The sequence below is a fragment of the Streptomyces liliiviolaceus genome, assembly GCF_018070025.1.
Classification (GTDB): Bacteria; Actinomycetota; Actinomycetes; order Streptomycetales; family Streptomycetaceae; genus Streptomyces; species Streptomyces liliiviolaceus.
The window spans coordinates 257,468-261,262 of record NZ_JAGPYQ010000002.1 but is presented as its reverse complement, the minus strand read 5'-3'; the positions used below and the strand labels follow the sequence as shown (position 1 = coordinate 261,262).

Genomic DNA, 3,795 nt, shown 5'->3' with positions numbered 1-3,795 from the left:
CCCATGACCACAGCATCGGCCACCCATCAGGCGGACGGCGCGAAGGCCGCCGCGTTCGCCGACCGCCTGGGCATCAACCCCGCCTTCTTCTGGATGCGCGGACACAGCCCCGAGCGGCCCGTCGAAGTCGACGGCTTCGGTGTCTGCAACGTCTACGGCTACCGGGAGATACTCGAAGTCCTGCGCGACCCACGGTCGTTCTCGAACAACATCGCCAGTCTGCTGGCCGCCACCGAGATCGACGAGTCGTTCAGCGAGGGCGCGCTGACCATGACCGACCCGCCCGAACACACCAAGCTGCGCAAGCTCATCGGCAAGGCGTTCACCCCGAAGGTGGTGGCCGAGCTGGAGCCGCGCATCGTGGCGATCACCGACGAACTCCTCGACGCCGTCGACGGCCGGGGCAGCCTGGAACTGGTGAACGACCTCGCCTACCCGATGCCGGTCATGGTCATCTCCGAACTGCTGGGCGTACCGACCAGCGACCGCCACCTGTTCAAGCGCTGGGTGGAGCGGATGTCCTCCAGCGCGATCGAACTCACCTCGGGCGAACGCAACCCGAACAGCGACGCGGACCCGCAGGCCGCGATGCGGGTGGTGCCGGAACTGTTCGACTATCTGCGGGCGCACACCGCCGAACGGCGCGTGAAGCCGCGCGAGGACCTGATCACCAAACTCGTCGAGGCCGAGGTCGACGGAGAACGCCTCAGCGACGGCGCCGTGGTCAACTTCGCCAACGAACTCCTGGTCGTCGGGCACGCCACCACCAGCGCGCTGCTCGGCAACGCCCTGCTGTACCTGGACACCGACCCGGAACTCGCGGCACGGGTACGCGCCGACCCCGCGCTGACGCCGGCGGTCGTCGAGGAGACGCTGCGGCTCATGCCCCCGATCGCGGTCGCCTACAAGGCGGTGCTGGCCAGGACCGAGATCGGCGGGGTGCCGGTGGTGCCCGGCCAGATGGTCGCCCTCTCGATCGGCGCCGCCAACCGGGACGAGCGCCAGTTCGACCGGCCGCACGCCTTCGACGTGACACGGGACCCCAACCCGCACCTCGGCTTCAGCCGCGGCATCCACTTCTGCCCGGGCGCCCCGCTGGCCCGGATGGAGGGCCGGGTCGCGCTGAACGCCGTCCTGGCCCGCTTCCCCGGGCTGCGCACCGACCCGGACCGGCTGCCGACCTTCCTCCCGCTGCCCCACGTCATCACCGCCTCGGAACTGCCCCTCCTCACCTCATGAGCGGTCGCCCCGCGCCCGTCGCCCTGTCCGCGAAAGGGAAGACCCCATGACAGGTCCCGTAGACCAGTGGGACATCCACCCGAAGCACTTCTGGCTGCGCGGGAAGCAGCCCCCCCGACCGATCGAGTACGACGAGGAGGTGGGGATGTGGAACGTCTACGGCCACCCGGAGTCGCTGGAGATCCTCGCCGACCCCGGCACCTACTCCTCCGCGGTCGCCACCCGGTTCGTGCCGCCGGAACAGGCGAAAGCGGCGTTCGACGGCAATCTGACCCAGGTCGACCCGCCGGACCACAAGAAGCTCCGCAAGCTGGTCAGCCGCACCTTCACCCTGAAGATGGTGGCCGGCCTGGAGACCCGGATCGCCGAACTCACCCATGAACTGCTCGACCAGGTCACCGGCGACTCCTTCGACCTGGCGGACGTGCTGGGCTACCCGCTGCCGGTCATCGTCATCTGCGACATGCTGGGCATCCCCAACAGCGACCGCGACCTGCTCAAGGGCTGGGCGGACGAGTCGCTGGCGGCCCGCGGCCAGCTCACCACGCACGAAGGGGACAGCGGACAGCAGCAGTCCCTGGAGGACCAGGCCGAGTCCGCCATGGAGATGGGCTTCTACTTCCTGGAACAGGTCGCCGAACGCCGCGCCAGGCCGCGCGAGGACCTGCTCACCAAACTCATCGAGTCGGAGGTCGACGGTGAGCGGCTGACCGACCGGCAGATCGTGAACTTCACCAATCTGCTGATCTTCGCCGGACACATCACCACCACCATGCTGCTCGGCAACACCGTGCTGTGCCTGGACGCCTTCCCGGAGGCGGACGCCCGCGTACGCAAGGACCGGGACCTGGTGCCGACCGTGATCGAGGAGTCGCTGCGCTATCTCAGCCCGCTGGCGGCCGGCTACCGGATCACCACCAAGGACGTGGAGATAGCCGGGCAGAAGGTGCCCGAGGGCCAGGTGCTGGAGGTGTGGTTCTCCGCGGCGAACCGGGACGAGCGGGTCTTCGCCGACCCGCAGCTCTTCGACCCGGCCCGCGACCCCAACCCGCACCTGGGCTTCGGCCGCGGCATCCACTTCTGCCTGGGCGCGCCGCTGGCCCGGCTGGAGGGGCGGGTGGCGCTGAACATCCTGCTGGACCGCTTCCCCCGGCTGCGCACCGACCCGGCCGACCGGCCGACCTTCCTGACGCCCCCGGACTTCACCGGCGTCTGGACCCTGCCGCTGCGGACGACGTCCTAGCCGTGTCCGCGAAGTCCCGCCGGCCCGGCTCCGGCCGCCCCGGGCCGGAGCCGGCTCACCCGGCACAGGGCGGCACCATCCGACGCAAGACAAGGAGCGTCTCGTGTACGACGTGATCGTGGTGGGCGCGCGCTGCGCCGGGGCGCCGGCCGCCATGCTGTTCGCGCGCGCCGGGTACCGCGTACTGCTGGTCGAGCGCAGTACGTTCCCCCGGGACACCCTGTCCACCCTCTACATCCACCAGCCCGGTGTGGCCCTCCTGCACCGCTGGGGTGTGCTGCCCGCGGTGGTCGGCACCGGCTGCCCGGCCATCGACAGGGTCAGTTACTCGGTGGCCGGCCTGCGGCTGGAGGGCGCCTCCTGGCCGGCCGACGGCCAGCCGGCCGCCTACGCCGCCCGCCGTCATCTCCTCGACCCCATCCTGGCGCAGGCCGCGGTCGACGCCGGGGCGGAGTTCCGGGACGGCTGCACCGTGCGCGATCTCGTGTACGACGGGGACCGGGTGGCGGGCGTCCGGCTCAGCACCGGCGGGGGAGCGGAGACCGTGGAACGCGCCCGGCTGGTCGTCGGCGCAGACGGCATGCGCTCCACGGTGGCGGCCAAGGTCGACGCCAAGACGGAGATCGAGGACCCGACACTCACCTGCGCCTACTACTCCTACTGGTCGGACCTGCCGGCGCAGTTCCGGCTCTACGAGATCCCCGGCCACTGGATGGGCACGGTGCCGACCAATGACGGCGCGACCCTGGTGGCCGGCTACTTCCCGCAGCACCGGTTCGCCGACGTCCGCGGCGACGCGCTGAACTCGCTGCTGTCCCTCGTGGAGCGGATGTCCCCCGAGGTACGTGAACAGATGGCGGCGGGCAGCCAACTGGAGCGGCTGCGCGGCACCGGCGACCAGCGGAACTTCTTCCGGCAGGCGGCCGGTCCCGGCTGGGCGCTGATCGGCGACGCAGGCCACCACAAGGACTCCATCACCGCGCGCGGCATCACCGACGCCTTCTTCCAGGTGCAGTTGCTGGTCGACTGCGTCGGTGACGACCTGCGGGACCCCGGCCGGCTGGCCGCCGCGCTGGAGCGTTTCGCCGCCGAGCGCACCGAGGTCCTGATGACCGACTACCAGGCCACCCTGAAGACGGCCCGGCTCGATCCGCCGGAGCATCAGCTGGCACTGCTGCGCGCGGTCGCCACCCGCCCCGAACTCGTCGACCGGTACTTCTCGACGATGTCGGGGGTCTGCCCCATCGACGAGTTCGTCACCTTCGAACTGCTCGAACTCATGGACGCACAGTGATCCGCAGGCAGCACTGGCA

At 70.5% G+C, this 3,795-nt stretch carries 3 protein-coding genes; all 3 read left to right on the top strand.

Going from position 1 to position 3,795, the window contains the following annotated elements:
• Positions 1-3: 3 nt before the first annotated feature.
• The 3 genes from J8N05_RS36860 (at position 4) to J8N05_RS36850 (ending at position 3,776) form a co-directional block, all read left to right on the top strand.
• Complete coding sequence (locus tag J8N05_RS36860) at positions 4-1,239, top strand: cytochrome P450 (protein ID WP_210890940.1); 1,236 nt, start codon at positions 4-6, stop codon at positions 1,237-1,239.
• Positions 1,240-1,285: 46 nt separating this feature from the next.
• Positions 1,286-2,482: a cytochrome P450 gene (locus J8N05_RS36855; RefSeq protein WP_210890938.1), complete on the top strand. Its 1,197-nt coding sequence runs from the start codon at positions 1,286-1,288 to the stop codon at positions 2,480-2,482.
• Between the two features lie 103 nt (positions 2,483-2,585).
• A complete protein-coding gene (locus tag J8N05_RS36850) occupies positions 2,586-3,776 on the top strand; it encodes an FAD-dependent oxidoreductase (RefSeq protein ID WP_210890936.1) in 1,191 nt (396 codons plus the stop codon).
• Positions 3,777-3,795 lie beyond the last annotated feature (19 nt).